Here is a 16793-nt window from a genome sequence, read left to right as displayed (position 1 = left end):
TAAATTTGAAAATAATTCCTGTAGGTCAGTTACTGCCTGGTATGTTTGTGCAAAGCGTTACTAGACAAACTGGCAGTATTAAAATTAAAAATCAAGGCTGGGTTAAAACTCAGGCTGGTATTAATAACCTAATAAAAGCAGGCATTTTAGAAGTAGAAATCGACCCTGATAAAACCCTCATTGAATCAGTCCCTGAAAAAGCTCCTATTGCTGTACCTGCAACAAAAATAAAGCGTGACCCTTGGCAAAAAACACACAGTGCCGAACAAGAAATGGGAAAGGCAAAAAAACTGTATGACGAAGCTAAAACACTGCAAATAAAAGCATTTAAAGATATTAAAGCAGGCCGCGATATAGATATTGCACCGTTCAAAGAGCTGGCAAGTGGCTTTATGGACTCTGTTTTTAGAAACCAAGATGCCCTAGCCTGCCTTACCCAAATGCGCCAAAAAGATGCTTACCTACTTGAGCACTCTATTAATGTATCGATATTAATGGGGATTTTCGCTAAGCATTTAGGTATAGAAAAAAACATTATCGTTGAACTGACTACCGGCGCACTTTTACACGACATTGGTAAGATAAAAATCCCTGATGAAATACTCAATAAGCCGGGTCGCTTTACCGATGATGAATTTAAAATAATGAAAATGCACTCGCTTTTCAGTAAAGAAATATTAGAAGAGTCTGGCTTAACTGGTGTTGCGGTTGATATTGCAGGTATGCATCATGAAAGGCTTGATGGTAAAGGCTACCCGTTTGGTAAAAAGGGCGATGAAATAAGCCAGTACGTACGTATGGCATCAATTGTAGATGTGTATGATGCACTTACCGCAGAACGTGTTTACAAAGCAGGCATGGAGCCAATAAAAGCCTTTAAAATACTAAAAGACGGATGCCCAGATAGCTTCGATCCCGTGCTGCTTAATAAGTTTATTCAATGTATTGGTATTCATCCGGTAGGAACGCTCGTTAGATTATCGAGTCAAAAAGTTGGTTTAGTGACCGAGAGTAATCCCAGTACACCACTAAAGCCTATCGTTAAAACATTTTACAGCGCCAAACATAGTCGCTATACAGAGATAAAAGATATCGATTTATCTAATAAAAAAACCTTAGACACCCTTGAATCAGCGGTGAAACCTAAAGAATATAATATTGATTTAGAACGCTTTTATAAAAACTCAATATTATCCTAAGCAATATTGAGAGCTCAACATTCTACCGAGCTCTCAACATAATAGCTAAGCGTTTACTGCGGCCAGTCTTGCAAAGCCTTTAAGCTAAACTCATAACCATCAAAATCAAGTACACTTTGCTCAGGTGTAATCTCTCTTACAGTTAAAGCGCCTATGCTCTCTCCTTCATGTAGCTCTCGGCCATTTAGCTTGATCCAACGCTTGTCAGCACTCGATGAATAAATATGCGCTTGATATTTAATACTAGGCAACATTGATTGCAAACCATCTGGTAGTAATTCTACAGGCTCAACACGTGATGACGTTTTTGATGCGTGGGTAACTTCATAATCCTGATTTTTTTCGACGTCTTGTATAGCTTGCGCAAACGCATTTTTAAGTGTTGTAGGCACCTCATCAAGCTCAGGATCGCTCATCTGTTGAGATTGGTTGTTACCATTAATTGGCTTACCTAGTACTTTATATTTACTCATATCTAGTTGAGCTGATGCTGTATTTTGACTTTGCCCAAATACCGAAGCGTTCTGTGTATTACTTGGATTGTAATTATTTTGTGGATTAAATACTGGCTGATTATAATTTTGAACTGGCATTACTTGTTGCACGTTCTGCTGATTATAACCCGTTGCGCTCGTGACCGGACTCGATGGCATAGGAATATATTGCCCATTAGGCGTTAATAACATTTGCTGTACACCGTTAGGTGTTTGCACATGTACAAGTTGCCCTTCAATCGTTGCAGTATTTGTTGGAGCTACTTTAGCGGGTTCTAACTTAGCTATTTGCTGTTTTTCAACTGCGGCATCTACCTCTTTAACTTGTTCTTTAGGTGACGATTTTTCGCTTTCAACCACCTTAATTACAGCGGGTTCCGATGTGTTTAATAAAGTAGTACCTTGAAACCACTTACCAGTAGTAAACCCACCAGCTACAGCAATAAAAGCAGCTAAGCTTGTACCAAATACTAACGCTAATCGTCTATAACGCTTTAGTGCTTGCTGTTGCTTTAACTGCTCTGATTGTAAGTCGTATTGCTCAGCACTCATATCTGATTGCTGCGACTGCTTTAGCGCATCTAATAAATAAGACATAACTTACCTAACTATAAAATAAATGAAAGCCCAATGCCTACGGCAAATAAAGCAGCGAATGCAAGGCTATATGGTACAAATGACGTTGCTTTGTTGGACTCATTAACTGGCGCTACAAAATCCATGGGTAATGACTCATGTGCTGATTTTTTTATTATATCGCTATCAACTATCAACTGCTGCTTTGCAAAAGTGCCTACCAAAGCTCGCTCACATACCAAGTTCATTAATCGTGGCACACCACCGGTTAATTGATGAACAGCTTGCATGGCATCCATCGAAAAAATTCCTTTATCACATCCTGCAACATGTAACCGATGCTTTATGTAAGCAACTGTTTGGCCTTGTGTAAGTGGTAATAAATGGTAACGAGCTGTTATTCTCTGGGCGAGTTGCCTTAATTCATTGCGCTTTAAAAGCTCTTGTAGCTCAGGTTGACCAACCAATACTATTTGTAATAATTTTTTATGATCGGTTTCTATATTTGTCAGCAAGCGTAATTGTTCAAGCACATTAGGGGCAAGTAACTGCGCTTCATCAATTATAAGTATGGTGTGCCCGCCCGATTTATTATTGGTCTCTAAGTGCTTTTTTATAATATCGGTAAGACTTTTAAGCGTCGCATTATTAGCATCGTAACTAATGTTGAGCTCATCACAAATACTAGCCAATAACTCTAGCTCTGAAAGTGCTGGGTTATGGATCATCGCTACTTGCGTGTTTTCAGGTAACTGCTCTAACATACTGCGGGTAATTGTAGTTTTACCAGTACCCACTTCGCCTGTTAATAATACAAAACCACCATCTTCACCTAATCCATAGGTAAGGTGTGCTAAGGCTTCTTTATGTCGTTCACTTAAAAATAAGTAATGAGGGTTGGGCGAAATTGAAAAAGGTTTTTCATTCAGGCCAAAATAGCTTAAATACACCGTGATGTTCCTTCGTAATTAAATCACGGCCTATAATGGCAAAAAAACGCACTAAGTGACAACGTTGTAAGCGCTTTATTATTGAAATAACGTAAATTTATGTAAAACAAAAAAATGCAGCGGTTTTAAGGCTGCACTTTCATCTGTCTAATCTTAGTAAGTACTTTATTCTTCGTAGCGAACTAACCGTAAATACACATTACTAGTTTTGGCGTGCAAGCTATTCAGCCCACTATCAAATTGATAAACCCATGCAGAGCTCATCGTGCTCACACCCGATGTATTTGACCAATAGTTTTGAAGCTTAGTACCAAAAAACACCTCTTCATTAATGCTCGGCTCGGTGCAACTGTGCTCTAAAATACTTGCCAACTCTTTAATGTTAGGCATTTGCCAATCATCGTAATCTGCGGTTGTATCATTTTTAGCACCGCGTAGTGCTTCTTGCCAAGTAAGAGAAGGTGTAGAGCCTTCGCAAAGCTGCGTCTCTGTATTATAAATTTGCCCATAACTACAACGTTGCCACATAAGGCCTGTTTCGGTATCAGACACTGTGCCATCTGTATTTATGGTAAATCTATCTGTCGGCGTTGTGGTATCTGCACCGTCGTAGCACGTTTGCGCCGCTGCAATATTAAAGCTCAAGCTTATAGTTGCTAGTGCATAGAGTAATTTTAATCTCATTATTTTCTCCTAACGGCTTCTAACTAAACGAACATACGCAGTATTTTCTTTTGGATAAGCAAGATCGTTACCATCACTCATATCAATAATGTACGCTTGCGATAAACTTGTACCATCGGCTGCAGTTTGTGAAGTCCAATAACGTAAGTGACTTAATGCACTTTCACTTGGCATATTGGGGAAAAACACCTCATCAATTAATATGCTTTGCCCTTGTTTCCCGTAATCAATTAAACCTAAAAGCTCGTTATAAGTTGGTAAGCGCCAGTTTGTACCACCACAGAAATCTAAGCTATTCACTTCGTTTATATAGCTTTGCACGCCGCAACTGGTATCATCCGGACAAGTTGAATTGGCTGTACTAGTATCGGTAAAAGTAGTGTCGCCTAAATCCCAAAAGTAATGATTTTGCCCCTCACGCAAGCTTGTATTTGGCAATACTCCTGAGGATTCACTTTTTACTTCCCATACAAGTCCAGTAACATTATCGCGTATACAGGTAAAGTCACTACTATCATCACCAACTTCATCCGCAAACTGATTAAGTTTAGTGTAATCAAACGCTAAATTACCTTTACCAACCTTATCTAAGCGGTTTGCATAGCTATCGCGTCCAAGTTCAGCATCTTGCGCTGGAAAGTCATCGCTTTCACAGTTAATGCGTTGGGTGTTGTTATAGCACTCACCAACACCACTATCGTTTATAAGCCCAAGCGCTTTTGGTGATACATCAACAAATAAAGAATCTGTATCGGTGCGTCCTTTTGAGTCGGTTACCGTTACTTCAAAGCTCAACGTGGATTCAGTATCTACATCAGAGGCAAAAAATGTCGTTGTACATTGGTCGCTATTACTTAATGTTTCGCTATTACCGGTAAGTTGTTGCCACTTACACTGATAGGTATCGGTGACAGTTTCGCTATTCGTTGCATCAAGCGTTACTTCTTCAAACTCTTCGACATTTTGATCAGCGCCTGCATTTGCATCCACTAGTTCATTTGTTTTATTAAGCGTCATTGAATATTGAGTACTCGCCTCACCGCCTTCATCATCAGTGACTGTTAGCTGCCAAGACAAATTTACGTTACTTTCTAGTAAAGGATGAGAAAAGCTAAGAGTTGACTCATTAAAGCTAGCAATATCTAAATCAGGACCTGATAGCAGTTGCCACAAATAACTATCAATTTGGCCATTATCATCAGGATCGCTCGACTCAAGGGCGCTCAAAGTCACTGTGTCTTTGTATACAGAAGGAAGTGTTTCAGGAGATGTTTGGGTAACAACAGCGAGAGGAAGTTGATTATTAGAGCTCACTGAAATAGAAATGTCGTCACTAACAGCGCTACTACCGGTGCTTTGATAGCTTACTCTTAAGATTATTTCACTATCAGTTTTTACGTCAGGGGCTGTCAATGTTTGATCTGCGCCATCAAGCGGAAAACCTTCTAAGCTTGGGCCGCTAACTTGTTGCCATGAAAACGTACCATCAGCGGGGGAACCTTGTGCTGTGATGGTAAATTCAGTTTTTTCGATAATTTGTAAATCGGTTCCAGCATTAACAGATGTTTCTACAACTGTATTATCGCTATCACCGCCACCTCCTCCACACGCACTCAGCAAACCGCAAGAAATGAGGGGGATTAAAGCAAACGCTTTCATACGCAGCACCTTATTATGTCAAATAATTACTATAGTGTAATTACTAGCAATAAAGATGCCATTAAAGTACTACATATATGTATCTTGATGAATGCGTACAAACAACTTCGTACCGATTTTACTGTAATCTACTTTGTATTCACGCCCATCTAAAGCTTGAATAAATAGTAATTGTTTTTCTTCGCCAAATACATCAGGGCTTCCAACATAGACTATTTCTAAATAGCGATCTTTTGCATCACGGCGGTTTTTAGGTAACTCTTCTTTAAATGGCTCTAAGCCATGTTGAGTCACTTTAATTTTAGGATGAATTTCAGAGTTTACAATCACTAAATCATGCTTTTTATCTTTATGTATTATGGTGTTTCGACCACTTTTTAAAAAGGCTCTCTCTTGACTCATTTTTCTTTCCTACAGTCGCAGCTTAATTATTAATTTGCGACGCTATAAACTGACTAGGCTCGCGCTTCCACTTATTTAAGTTAGCACTAAATGCCCAGATATCTCTATCTAACACACTGGCTGGTAATAATAAATCGTAACCGGTTAACAGTTGAAGGTGCTTAGTCCTGTTAGCAAACATAGCTATAAGACCAGTATAGCTTATCCCTTTATGGGATGTGTAATGTGTATCTTCTATTAGCCATTCTGATGGGCAATTGCCATTTTTGCAATGTTTTTGAACAACTTGCATAAATAAATTACGCTGCTCTATTAATAATTTCCCTGCAATTCGAGGCGTTATGCTTGTTAAAAAGTCATCTATGTCGTTTACCTTTATACCAACCGCATTTAATTCTAAATAATCAAAGCCATCTTCTACTTTGGGTATACCACTGTGATGAAAGTTACTATGAGGCATACACCAAGCTCCGTATTTATGGCAATAAACGAGCTCAGACTCATTTAATATAAGGCTATGATATGGCTCTTGAGTTTTTAAATATCCAATAAAAATAGCGGCAATACACAAGCTTACTAAAAATATTTCAAGTATGCTAATCTCACCCGGCCTCAGTAAATTAAACAACATAATAAAAACTAAACCAATTGCACCTGCAACAAGCACCTCAATTGCGTTTCGCGCACCTTGTGCCCGAAACTTAATGACATTGTTAGATTTATCCATATTGGTAAAACACCATATAAAAAACAAACATAATAACAGCCCAAATGATGACCTTTCTTGTTGTTATACATAAGTTACAGGTGGTTTTAAATTTCATACATTACCGCTTTTTCCTCAACAAAATAGGAACAATGAATAAATCTTATTTACTTTTACGCTTAACGCACAAATTTATGAGACACATAACCGTCTTTTCCCGGTCTTATTTCGTACAATACTTACAATTCATTTTCAGGTATGAAATCAATGTACTCAAGACAATCAGGTAAAGCACTTTTTCCATTTATTATTACGTTACTTCTAATATTTAGCGTTTATTTATATCTACCCGCTAGCCACGGCGAACAGGCCGATTTATCACAAATGTCTACTCAAGTAACAGCTCATACTGTTACTTCTCAGGAAAACGCAGTGATGATAGAAGCGATCGGTAGCGCGCGTGCAAACCAAGCAATCTATATAAAAAGTGCGCAAAACGATTATGTCACAGATATATATTTTAAAGACGGCGACTTAGTCAGTAAAGGACAAAAGTTAGTACAGTTACAGAGCCAACAAGAACAGCTTGCCGTTAAAGAGCTTGGCATTAACTTACGTGAAGAACAACGTCAGTTAGATCGCCTAACCGAACTTTCACGCTCGCAATCAACGGCAAAGTCGTTACTTGAGGAGCAGTTATCTCGTGTTGATGCAACAGAGGCCCAACTAGAAAGCGCTAAAACTAAATTAAACGAAATGACTATTAGTGCGCCCTTTTCAGGCCTGTTAGGTAAGCGTGAAATATCAATAGGTGCTTACGTAAGTAATACAACAATAATCACAACACTTGATGATATTAGTATTATTAAAGTTGACTTTAAAGTACCTGAAAAATATTTAGCACAATTAAATATGGGCATGAAAGTGCTTACGCAAAACGATGCCTACCCAGGACAAACATTTAACGGCAAGGTAACGCATATTAGCTCGCGTATTGATTCGGTTACTCGCAGTGTTGAAGTAACAGCAAGTTTTGCCAATAAATCAGGATTACTTCGCCCTGGTATGTTACTAAATACAGCACTTGAGCTAAGCAGCAACCAAGCTTTAATGGTGCCAGAAAAAGCGGTTATACCTTTGCAAGACAAACACTTTGTTTTTCAAATTCAAGATGGGATAGCTAATAAAATTGAAGTGCATGTTGCTAGCAGAAATAATGGCTGGGTTGCTATCGACGAAGGCCTAACTGATGGCGAGCAAATTGTTACTGAGGGGCTAATAAAAATTCGCTCTGGAAGTAAAGTAAGCGTAAAGGGGTAATACGTGAAAATTACAGATACTAGCGTCAAGCGCCCCGTTTTTGCCATTGTAATTAATTTACTGCTTCTTACTTTTGGACTGGTTGCGTTTACTATGCTGCCACTTCGTGAATATCCGGATATTGAAACGCCGATTGTAAATATCAGCACTGAATACACAGGTGCTTCTGCCGAAATTATAGAAACCAAAATAACGCAAATAATAGAAAATCGAATTTCAGGTATTGAAGGTATTAAAAGTATTAACTCATCGAGTCGTAATGGACGTTCAAACATTACCATTGAGTTTGATATTAACCGCGACATAGATGCAGCATCTAACGATGTACGCGAACGTGTAGCACGTGCACTTGATAGTTTGCCCGATCAGGTACGCCCGCCAGAAGTATCTAAATCAAATAGTGATGAAAGCCCAATCGCCTGGTTTGTATTAAACAGCGAAACAATGGACTCGTTACAGCTCTCTGATTACGCGCAGCGTTTTATTGTTGACCGCTTAGCCGTAGTAGATGGTGTATCTAACGTACGTATTGGTGGTGAGCGCCAATACGCCATGAAAATTTGGCTTAACCGCCAAGCAATGGCCGCACGGGGTATTACCTCAAGCGATATAGAAAACACACTTCGTACAGAAAACGTTGAGTTACCGGCTGGCGAAATAGAATCTATAGATCGTGACTTTACCGTGCGTACTGCCCGTAGTTATAAAGATCAGCGCGATTTTAAAAACCTGGTAATTAAACGTGGTGATGAAGGTTACTTAGTACGTTTAGGTGAAGTTGCCGATGTACGTTTAGAAGCTGCCGATGACGAAAGCTTATTTCGTGGTAACGGGCGTAATATGATTGGCTTAGGTATTGTAAAACAAGCTAAAGCAAACACACTTACCGTAGTAGATAACGCACGCAGTGAACTTGAAAAAATCAAACGCAACCTACCTGAAGGCACTACAATTCAAGACAGCTACGATTCGTCTGTATTTATTAAAGAGTCTATTAATGAAGTTTACAGTACACTTGCCATCTCTATGGGTTTAGTCGTACTCGTTATATTTTTGTTTTTAGGCAATATACGAGCAACGCTTATCCCTGCGGTCACCGTACCGGTCGCACTTGTTGGTAGCTTTATGTTTTTATTGGCAATGGGCTACTCAATTAACTTACTCACTTTACTTGCCTTAGTACTGGCCATTGGTTTAGTAGTAGATGATGCCATTGTAATGCTTGAAAACATTCACCGTCGTATTGAACTGGGTGAGCCGCCGTTACTAGCTGCATTTAGAGGCGCGCGTGAAGTAGGTTTTGCCATAGTAGCAACCACGCTTGTACTAATATCGGTGTTTGTGCCATTAGTATTTATGGATGGCCGTATAGGTGCATTATTTACTGAGTTTGCTATGGCGGTTAGTGCTGCCGTATTTTTCTCAAGTGTTACAGCACTGACTCTCGCACCAGCCTTGTGCTCTAAAGTACTTAAAGTATCAGACAAACCAAATAAATTTAGCCAATGGATGGACCGCCAGTTTACTAAAATTGAAGTAAGTTACCGTAATTCACTCTCCACTAACATAACCCGTAAATGGGGTTTAATGGTGAGCCTATTATTAGCTGGCTTTGTTAGTTACTCGTTGTTTTTACAAGTTCCTTCTGAGCTGACGCCAAAAGAAGACCGTGGCACGTTCTTTATTATGATGAGCGGCCCAGAAGGCGCAAGTTACGAAAATAACGCCGCTAATATGGCTAAAATTGAAGAACGCTTAATGCCTTACTCGCAAGCGGGTGAGCTAAGTCGTGTACTTGTTCGAGTGCCTGGCTGGGGTGGCAGCGGCGGTGTTGCGATTGTTGGTATGGCCGATTGGGATAAACGCAAACGCTCAACCTGGGAAGTAATGGACGAAATAAGCGGTAAAATGCAAGAAGTTACCGATGTTCGTGCATTTGCCATTATGCGCCGTGGTATTGGTGGTGGTGGCTCATCTCGCCCAATTGAGTTTGTACTGCAAGGTAATGATTACGCTCAACTGGCCGATTGGCGTGACCGTATAATAAAGCGTGCTGAGCAAAACCCTGGTTTAGTAAGAATCGATCATGATTACAAAGAAACCTTCCCACAGTTTTTAGTTAGCATAGATAAAAACAAAGCTGCCGATTTAGGCGTTTCGGTATCTGATGTAGGCCGTACACTAGAAACAATGCTTGGCCAGCGCCGTGTTACGACCTTTATTGACCGCGGTGAAGAATACGATGTGATTTTAAAAGGGACAAAAGAAGATTTTACCAATCCTACTGATATTTCAAATATATACCTTAAATCACGAAGCGGTGAACTAGTTCCACTTGATAGCCTTATCAGCTTAAAAGAAGAAGCAACAGCATCGCGCTTAAACCGCTACAACCGTATGCGCGCAATTACATTAAGCGCCAACTTAGCCGACGGTTATACCCTTGAGCAAGCGCTTAACTTTTTAAACGAAGTAGCCGCGCAAGAAAACGATATAGATGGCGCAGTAGATTACAAAGGTGAGTCGCAGCTTTATTACGAAGGTGCATCAGCGATGACCTACGTATTTATACTTGCACTCACCGTTACCTTTTTAGTGCTTGCTGCGCAGTTTGAAAGCTTTATGCACCCATTTGTAATTATGCTTACCGTACCGCTTGGTTTAATGGGCGCTATGTTTGGGCTTTGGGCTACAGGACTGACCTTAAATATTTACAGCCAAATAGGTATTGTCATGCTCATAGGCTTAAGTGCTAAAAATGGTATTTTGATTGTGGAATTTACTAACCAATTACGCGACAAAGGCGTTGAGTTTAGTGAAGCAATACTACAAGCGGCTACCCAGCGCCTTCGCCCAATAATAATGACCTCACTTACAACCGTTATGAGCTCTGTTCCCTTGGTTTTTGCTTCAGGCCCCGGCGCCGAAAGCCGTATGGTAATTGGTGTAGTTGTGTTTACAGGGGTTATTGTATCTACCCTGCTGACTCTTTTTGTTGTACCTGCTGCGTATTATGCTCTATCGAAAAATACACAGTCACCTGAGTTTTTACAACAAAAGCTGAATAAACAAGCTGCTGAAAAGCCTTTCGAAGAGATCTAATCTCTTTATTGCGCCGTAACCTTGTTGTTGCGGCGCATACAATTTATGCTCGCCTTTAAACTCCATATACATTTTAGGAATACTTATGAGCTCAACAACGCAAGTAGCAACATTTGGTGGCGGCTGTTTTTGGTGTATAGATGCAGCATTTAGACGTGTAAATGGCGTATTAGATGTGAGTTCTGGCTATACCGGTGGCGAAACCGACACCCCAACCTATAATTCTGTATGCTCTGGCACAACCGGGCACGCTGAGGTTGTTAAAATTGAATTTGATACCACTGTAGTTAGCTTTAAAACACTTTTAGCAATGTTTTTCACTTTGCATGATGCTACACAATTGAATCGCCAAGGTAACGATATAGGCACACAATATAGAAGCGTTGTTTACTATCACGACGAAGCTCAACTAAAGCAAACCAATGAAATGATAGCTCAACTGCAAAGCCATGTGAGTGAGCCAATTGTGACAGAAGTCAGCCCTGCCACTACGTATTATCCAGCAGAGCATTATCATCAAGATTACTATAACGAAAACCCACAGCAGGGTTACTGTAGTATTTTAATAGCACCTAAATTACATAAGTTTGAAACCGTATTTAAAGAGTTCTTAGCTGATTAGCTAATTTGAGCAGTTAAATTGATTAGTTAAACTTAGCTACACATTAAAAAGCCCGACGTAAGTCGGGCTTTTTAATATTAATAAATACCGTTAAAACTGGTAGCTTGCGCCTGCAAAAAAGCGACGTTCTGGAGTGTTGTAGTAATACACTTGACCCGTTGTAAAATCAGTATTTGAATCAACAGCGTTATACTCTTTATCAAATAAGTTTTCTACACGAAGCGAAACTTCAATATGCTCATTTACTTGATAATTACCCGCTAAGTTCCAAAGCGTGTATGATCCTAAACGCGTCACAGCACCTTGTCGGTCACTACGATATTGCATGTCTAAGCTTGCATCAAAAGCACCAAACTGTTTTGCAAGTTCCCAGTTAAAAGTACGTTTAGCAACATTACGTAACTCTGCGCCCGTTTCTTCGTCTTCTGCACTTAAATAAGTAAAGTTAAGGTTGCTATCAAAACCAAAAAACTGCTGAGATAAGCTAAATTCAACCCCCTCATAACGTGCTTCATCGATATTAGCTAATGCAAAGTTTGCATCGTAATCAATTTTATCTTCTATATCGTTTCTAAAAATTGCAACATCAACTTGCGCAATATCAAAGTCCACACTCAAACCTAACTCACGGTTTACTGATTTTTCAGGCTGTAAATCAGGGTTACCATAAAGTGGGAAATATAAATCGTTAAATGTAGGGGCTTTAAAGCCAGTACTTTGGCTTATACGAAATGTTGCATCTTCAGATAAATGATAACCTGCAGCTGCGGTATACGTTGTTTCGTCGCCAAATTGCTCGTCGTCATCTTGGCGAACAGTTAAATTAGCTAATACTTTATCTGCATCGTAGTAAGCACCTACAAACACAGCAAGTACATCTCGGCTGTCTTCAACAAATAGTTGCGAACTATGAGATACATCATCGTTGTACCAATTGATACCACCACTAATGTTAAGCTCATCAGATAATAGGTATTGGCCGTTATAATCAATTTGTGTGCGTTTAGTTATAAAAGTACTTGTTGTTGGTCCAACTGAAAAATCGACATATGTATTGTCTGAATCATCCGTTGCTAGCGCTAAATCAATACTGTGCGTTTGGTTAGTGTAGTTTTTACTCCAACCTGCAGAAAGCTGATAGTTTTTAAAATCATCTCGTTCAATCGTACTGTCGGCTGGGCTAAAGCGGCTGTCGTAATCTGCGAAACCTTCACTGTATTGACCTAATAACTTAAAGTCGCCGTAGTGTGCATCAGTATAATTTACTTTAAAACCAAGATTTTTATTTTCATAGCCATCTTCATCTGGTGCTACGCCTTGCAGTACATCAAAGTTATCTGTTTTTTCAAAGCCTGCATTAAATGCTGTTGTTATATCGCCTGATTTTACAGAGCCTGCCACTTGATAATTTTGGTAAGAATCAGAACCAAACGTAGCACTCACAGATAAGTTATCTGATTCACGCGTTATAATGTTAATTACGCCAGCAAGTGCATCAGAGCCGTAAACAGCTGCGCGAGAACCCTTAATAATTTCAATGCGTTCAATACTATTTAAAGGGACATTATTTAATGCTTTTTGACCAAGTGTTGCTGAGCCTGTACGTACACCGTCAATCAAAATTAGCGTATCGCCAGAGCCAGTACCACGAAGTGACACACCTGTATTTTGGCCAAAACCACCGTTTGGATTAACCTGAAAACCAACTCGCGTGCTTAATAAGGTTGGTAAATCGCGTACGTTGCTTGCTTCTATTTCTGCGCGCTCAATAACATTTACACTTGCTAAAACGTCATTGATTGATTGCTCAAATTTATTAGCTGTAACGGTTATTTTTTCAATTGATTGCTCTGCGCCAGACACAGAAAATGAAAGCGCAGCAGAAATAGCAACGCCTAAAGTTGTTTTGTTTAACATGATGTCCCCTACCTTTGCCCACCGCAAAGATTTAAGTAAGTAAGATTGCATCAAGGCCGGTCTCCGGACTCAGTAAGCACATCAAAATATGCAATACTTTACCGTTGCGGGGGCAGTGTTGGGCTTGTAGTCATCATGAAAACGCACCAACTTCCCGATTATCCTGCTAAAAAAATCATTACATGAAGTGGCTAGCAAGCACCTTGAAAATATGTCGCTATTGTGAGTATTTTGTTTACAAATGTCAATGGACGTCTATACAGCTAAAAACCTTTAAAATGCAGTTAAGGGCTAGTATAGTTTGAAGAAACGCCATATTTATCAAGTAGCTTCTGAAGTTGTATTTGTGCAGTAGGTAAGCTTAGTATTTCATCCATTTTATTACTAGTGATCTTATTTGATTTAGAGTTAACTAAAAAGTGCGTTTTATAAACGGCATCTGGTACGTTACTTTTATAGAGTAAATCCATATTAAAAGTATTTTGATTTTTAAAATATTGGTAAGCAATATTATTTAAAACGCCTACTTCCGCGCGCTTTAATAGCAGCATTTTAACAACATTGAATTCATCAATGGTTAAACTTACTTGATGTGCCTCACTTAAAAATTCAGCATCTGTATTAAATCCAGCAAATTGATACGAGTACCCCAGAACCCCAACCTTTGTTAATGACGTAATGTCGTCAAAGTAAGCTTGCTCATTTGTATTTTCTTTAAGCGTATAAAGCTCATTTTTAGTAATGGTATAAAATTCGGTTTTTTCAATGTTTTCTTGCGCTGATAGTGGGATCCATTGCAGTGCCATTAAAAATAAAACATCAAAATTATTTTTTTCAACTGACAAAGCAAGCCTTTTTACAGGTAGAGAATTAAGTACGAAATTAAACTCCTGCTGTGCTCCGTTTAAAATCTTAATAAACTCAGGAGCAAAACCCTGTTTTTTTTGCGCATTAATAATAATGGGAAAGTAGCCATCTTCAACCAGTACATCAATATCAACTGTTTTTGATAAGCTTGGTTTGGTAAATGTAAGCAAAACAAATAACAAAAATAATTGATGACGTTTCATTTTAATACCTTCTAGTGTGAAGTACTTAATTGCATGTGATTAAATATAATAGCTTAAATATCAAAAAGGAGATTAATACATACGGGAGTATCTAGGCAGTAAAGAGGGATAATAGTGAGATATTTAAAAAGAGTAAGTAGCTTCAATCTGTCTGTAAGTATAAACAGATTAAAGCATGCTTAATTTAAAACTATTTATTAATTAATCGCGGAAATTTTTAAACTGAAAAGGTTGACCTAGCTCAGCACTGCGCACTACTTGCATAGCCTCTTGAAGATCGTCACGTTTTTTACCCGTTACACGTACTTCTTCGCCTTGAATAGCTGCTTGAACCTTAACTTTAGAGTCTTTAATAGCTTTAACTACTTTTTTAGCCATGTCCTTTTCGATACCTTGCTTTAAGTCAACGTTACGAAATACATTTTTACCTGCACGGGTAATATCTTGAAGCTCTAAGCTTGATACATCCATACCACGCTTAGATATTTTGTTAGCTAAAATATCAAATAATTGCATAACCTGAGAGTCTGCTTCAGCTTTAAGCTTAATTGTTTTGTCATTTAGCTCAATAGATGCATCAACGCCTCTAAAGTCAAAGCGAGTCTCTAGCTCACGATTTGCATTATCAACTGCGTTTTTAGCTTCGTTCATTTCTACTTCAGATACAATATCAAATGAAGGCATTGGTTTGCTCCTAACTATTTAATCTTAATTTTATGTGGTAATTATAACGCTAAAATTATAAATCTTTACATTTTTCTGCATCTTGTTCAGGTGCGATATTAAATTAGTTTGATATACTTGCGCCTCTTTTTTAAGCGATTTTAGGATTTGTCGTGACAAGGCGTGTTTATCAAGCAATTTTTTTAATCAGCATAGTAGCTTTTACCTTTTTATTTGCCAAAGAAATAAAAGGTGGCGTTGTAAATTTATTTCCTCATGTTGATAAAGTGGCCCATTTTGGGATTTTTTTTATACTAGCCATAATAATGGATAAAGCGTTTAAGCTTCCTTTATATGCGCAAATACTTTTATTGGCAGGTTATGGCGCCTCTATAGAAATAATGCAAGATGCACTTCCATATAGGCAAGCATCACTCGGTGATTTTTTTGCTGATTTTGCAGGTGCCGCAAGCTACTTTTTACTTAGAGTAATTTTTACACCTCGAAAAAAGAACCCATATGGCTAATATTTTAATTGTCGGCGATGGTGCTATTGGCTTGTTACTTAGTCATTTTCTAAGTGCGTCGCATAATGTCAGTGTTTTAACTCGCAAAAGCCCAACAAATACCCGCTTTTATAGTCGAGGTAAGGGTACATCTAAAAAAATTGACGCACAATTTATTGCATTAAATCAGCTAAATAAAGCGGCTGAATTTGATGTTGTTTTATTTACCGTTAAAGTCTTTCAAGTACTTGATGCATTTACGCAAATAAAGCCGTTTTTACCAAATCATTGCTCTGTTGTACTTTCGCATAACGGAATGGGTAATGTTGATGAGGTAAATAGCCAGCTAAGCACTCACCAAGCACTCTACTTTTTAACGACAAGCATAGCGGGCTTTAAATCAAACCAATACATTGTGCAGCACACTGGTGAGGGACAAAGTGTTATTGGTGCTTGTAATGAATTAGCTTTTCAAAATAGCGCGCCAATAGCTGATATTTTTAAAGTAATACCCAGCCTCAAGTTTACTAATAACATTCAGCAGCTTCGTTTTGAAAAACTACTCGTAAATATTGCCATTAACCCATTAAGCGCTTTAAGTAATGTAAAAAATGGTGAGTTACGCGCACCTAAGTACAATGCTATAATTTTTAATGCACTCACTGAAGCATGCAATATAGCAAAGGTACAAGGGCTTAATATCCCATTGATTAAAGCACTTAATACCGCTTATAAAATAATGGAATTAACGTCTGACAATTACTCTTCAATGCAGCAAGACGTCGCGCATTGCAGAGAAACTGAAATATCAGCTATATGTGGCTATATTAGCCAACAAGGCAAACTTCACGGTATTCCTACACCTTACAACGATGAGTTGTTTATCAAAATTCAGGCAAAAAAAAGCGTGGTATAAACCACGC

At 38.7% G+C, this 16793-nt stretch carries 15 protein-coding genes and 1 riboswitch; of the genes, 6 read left to right on the top strand and 9 right to left on the bottom strand.

All coding sequences use genetic code 11. From position 1 onward, the window contains the following. The first annotated feature begins 5 nt into the window (after nucleotides 1-5). On the top strand, nucleotides 6-1199 hold the full coding sequence (locus QL995_RS04180) for an HD-GYP domain-containing protein (protein ID WP_290293109.1): 1194 nt from the start codon (nucleotides 6-8) through the stop codon (nucleotides 1197-1199). A gap of 53 nt (nucleotides 1200-1252) precedes the next feature. On the opposite strand, the gene QL995_RS04175 is transcribed toward QL995_RS04180, so the two are convergent. The 6 genes from QL995_RS04175 to QL995_RS04150 all read right to left on the bottom strand — a co-directional run bounded on the left by QL995_RS04175 (nucleotide 1253) and on the right by QL995_RS04150 (nucleotide 6691). Beyond that, complete coding sequence (locus QL995_RS04175) at nucleotides 1253-2290, bottom strand: general secretion pathway protein GspB (protein ID WP_290293107.1); 1038 nt, start codon at nucleotides 2288-2290, stop codon at nucleotides 1253-1255. Between the two features lie 11 nt (nucleotides 2291-2301). Next, nucleotides 2302-3219 carry an AAA family ATPase gene (locus QL995_RS04170; RefSeq protein ID WP_165734544.1) on the bottom strand — a complete coding sequence of 306 codons (918 nt, stop codon included), beginning with the start codon at nucleotides 3217-3219 and terminating at the stop codon, nucleotides 2302-2304. Nucleotides 3220-3384: 165 nt separating this feature from the next. Next, nucleotides 3385-3903: a DUF1566 domain-containing protein gene (locus QL995_RS04165; protein WP_024590014.1), complete on the bottom strand. Its 519-nt coding sequence runs from the start codon at nucleotides 3901-3903 to the stop codon at nucleotides 3385-3387. A 9-nt stretch (nucleotides 3904-3912) separates the two neighbouring features. After that, entirely contained in the window at nucleotides 3913-5562 is a 1650-nt protein-coding gene (locus QL995_RS04160) for a DUF1566 domain-containing protein (RefSeq protein WP_290293101.1), read from the bottom strand. Nucleotides 5563-5631: 69 nt separating this feature from the next. Next, a complete protein-coding gene (locus QL995_RS04155) occupies nucleotides 5632-5964 on the bottom strand; it encodes a hypothetical protein (protein ID WP_007581673.1) in 333 nt (110 codons plus the stop codon). A gap of 22 nt (nucleotides 5965-5986) precedes the next feature. After that, entirely contained in the window at nucleotides 5987-6691 is a 705-nt protein-coding gene (locus QL995_RS04150) for a DUF2982 domain-containing protein (protein ID WP_290293098.1), read from the bottom strand. A gap of 246 nt (nucleotides 6692-6937) precedes the next feature. Between QL995_RS04150 and QL995_RS04145 the strand changes: the two genes are divergently transcribed. The 3 genes from QL995_RS04145 (at nucleotide 6938) to msrA (ending at nucleotide 11714) form a co-directional block, all read left to right on the top strand. Beyond that, nucleotides 6938-7990 carry an efflux RND transporter periplasmic adaptor subunit gene (locus QL995_RS04145; protein WP_024590017.1) on the top strand — a complete coding sequence of 351 codons (1053 nt, stop codon included), beginning with the start codon at nucleotides 6938-6940 and terminating at the stop codon, nucleotides 7988-7990. Between the two features lie 3 nt (nucleotides 7991-7993). Next, on the top strand, nucleotides 7994-11092 hold the full coding sequence (locus QL995_RS04140; protein ID WP_010553194.1) for an efflux RND transporter permease subunit: 3099 nt from the start codon (nucleotides 7994-7996) through the stop codon (nucleotides 11090-11092). An 85-nt stretch (nucleotides 11093-11177) separates the two neighbouring features. Next, nucleotides 11178-11714, top strand: a complete 537-nt coding sequence (gene msrA, locus QL995_RS04135) for a peptide-methionine (S)-S-oxide reductase MsrA (RefSeq protein WP_290293092.1) — start codon at nucleotides 11178-11180, stop codon at nucleotides 11712-11714. A gap of 90 nt (nucleotides 11715-11804) precedes the next feature. On the opposite strand, the gene QL995_RS04130 is transcribed toward msrA, so the two are convergent. The 3 genes from QL995_RS04130 to QL995_RS04120 form a co-directional block, all read right to left on the bottom strand. Next, nucleotides 11805-13631 carry a TonB-dependent receptor gene (locus QL995_RS04130; protein ID WP_290293090.1) on the bottom strand — a complete coding sequence of 609 codons (1827 nt, stop codon included), beginning with the start codon at nucleotides 13629-13631 and terminating at the stop codon, nucleotides 11805-11807. 36 nt (nucleotides 13632-13667) lie between these two features. After that, nucleotides 13668-13852, bottom strand: a riboswitch (cobalamin riboswitch). A 63-nt stretch (nucleotides 13853-13915) separates the two neighbouring features. Then, the gene (locus tag QL995_RS04125) at nucleotides 13916-14701 is read right to left on the bottom strand and encodes an ABC transporter substrate-binding protein (RefSeq protein ID WP_290293087.1); all 786 of its coding nucleotides are present in this window, start codon (nucleotides 14699-14701) and stop codon (nucleotides 13916-13918) included. 201 nt (nucleotides 14702-14902) lie between these two features. Next, complete coding sequence (locus QL995_RS04120) at nucleotides 14903-15385, bottom strand: YajQ family cyclic di-GMP-binding protein (protein WP_290293086.1); 483 nt, start codon at nucleotides 15383-15385, stop codon at nucleotides 14903-14905. 152 nt (nucleotides 15386-15537) lie between these two features. Between QL995_RS04120 and QL995_RS04115 the strand changes: the two genes are divergently transcribed. Both QL995_RS04115 and QL995_RS04110 read left to right on the top strand, forming a co-directional pair. Next, nucleotides 15538-15891: a VanZ family protein gene (locus tag QL995_RS04115; RefSeq protein WP_007581666.1), complete on the top strand. Its 354-nt coding sequence runs from the start codon at nucleotides 15538-15540 to the stop codon at nucleotides 15889-15891. Continuing rightward, nucleotides 15884-16786, top strand: a complete 903-nt coding sequence (locus tag QL995_RS04110; RefSeq protein WP_290293083.1) for a 2-dehydropantoate 2-reductase — start codon at nucleotides 15884-15886, stop codon at nucleotides 16784-16786. The genes QL995_RS04115 and QL995_RS04110 overlap by 8 nt, the downstream gene beginning before the upstream one ends. The last annotated feature ends 7 nt before the right edge of the window (nucleotides 16787-16793 follow it).

Source organism: Pseudoalteromonas sp. APC 3358 (assembly GCF_030408075.1).
In the GTDB taxonomy this organism is placed as follows: Bacteria; Pseudomonadota; Gammaproteobacteria; order Enterobacterales; family Alteromonadaceae; genus Pseudoalteromonas; species Pseudoalteromonas arctica.
The sequence above is the reverse complement of the archived record's forward strand: the minus strand, read 5'-3'. Positions and strand labels throughout refer to the sequence as shown.

Excerpts from the sequence above, each read along its gene's own strand:
- QL995_RS04175 (WP_290293107.1), bottom strand. The coding sequence starts at position 2,290 with ATGTCTTATTTATTAGATGCGCTAAAGCAGTCGCAGCAATCAGATATG.
- QL995_RS04165 (WP_024590014.1), bottom strand. The coding sequence starts at position 3,903 with ATGAGATTAAAATTACTCTATGCACTAGCAACTATAAGCTTGAGCTTT.
- QL995_RS04160 (WP_290293101.1), bottom strand. The coding sequence starts at position 5,562 with ATGAAAGCGTTTGCTTTAATCCCCCTCATTTCTTGCGGTTTGCTGAGT.
- QL995_RS04155 (WP_007581673.1), bottom strand. The coding sequence starts at position 5,964 with ATGAGTCAAGAGAGAGCCTTTTTAAAAAGTGGTCGAAACACCATAATA.
- QL995_RS04150 (WP_290293098.1), bottom strand. The coding sequence starts at position 6,691 with ATGGATAAATCTAACAATGTCATTAAGTTTCGGGCACAAGGTGCGCGA.
- QL995_RS04145 (WP_024590017.1), top strand. The coding sequence starts at position 6,938 with ATGTACTCAAGACAATCAGGTAAAGCACTTTTTCCATTTATTATTACG.
- msrA (WP_290293092.1), top strand. The coding sequence starts at position 11,178 with ATGAGCTCAACAACGCAAGTAGCAACATTTGGTGGCGGCTGTTTTTGG.
- QL995_RS04130 (WP_290293090.1), bottom strand. The coding sequence starts at position 13,631 with ATGTTAAACAAAACAACTTTAGGCGTTGCTATTTCTGCTGCGCTTTCA.
- QL995_RS04125 (WP_290293087.1), bottom strand. The coding sequence starts at position 14,701 with ATGAAACGTCATCAATTATTTTTGTTATTTGTTTTGCTTACATTTACC.
- QL995_RS04120 (WP_290293086.1), bottom strand. The coding sequence starts at position 15,385 with ATGCCTTCATTTGATATTGTATCTGAAGTAGAAATGAACGAAGCTAAA.
- QL995_RS04110 (WP_290293083.1), top strand. The coding sequence starts at position 15,884 with ATGGCTAATATTTTAATTGTCGGCGATGGTGCTATTGGCTTGTTACTT.